The sequence below is a fragment of the Psychrobacter piechaudii genome (assembly GCF_900162825.1).
In the GTDB taxonomy this organism is placed as follows: Bacteria; Pseudomonadota; Gammaproteobacteria; order Pseudomonadales; family Moraxellaceae; genus Psychrobacter; species Psychrobacter piechaudii.
Window position 1 is genome coordinate 1 of record NZ_FUGE01000006.1, and the last position, 512, is coordinate 512.

The following is a 512-nucleotide window of genomic DNA, read 5'->3' on the forward strand; positions in this document are numbered from 1 at the left end:
CGACCTGAGAGGCGCACTAAAAACAAAGCAAACTCTTGTGACTGTTTATCAGATGCTTGCATAATACGCCACACGAGCGTACAAGCCTGAGAAGCAATTAACAACCGCTTAAAATAAGCGTCTCCACTTTGCTGTAACCAGGACTCTAGCTGAAGTCCTGCACTTTTAAGCAATTTAAAATAAGATTCTATTTGCCAACGCCAATAATACCACTGACTAATATCTGCACCCTTGACGGATATCTCTTGCAAGTTACTTAATAAATACCAAGTCGCTAGCCGTTTATCTTGATCATCATAGATACGACTGACGGTTAACAGTAAAGATAAGGGCTTACCTTTAATCGGTGCTACTCGCTTACCTGTTGCAGGGTCAATAGCTTGGGGTTTAGCGTTGCGAGTTAATACCACTTTCGCTGTGGCGATATATTGTTTAGCAGCTTTACCTTTGTAATTGACTTGTCGTTGATAGCTAAAATTAAGTTGCCCAGCTATCTGGCTACAGCGCTGGGA

Annotated in this window: 1 pseudogene; it reads right to left on the reverse strand. The window is 42.0% G+C overall.

The annotated features are described in order from the left end of the window. Positions 1–512 (reverse strand): annotated as a pseudogene (locus A1019T_RS00035) (transposase); the annotation flags it as partial.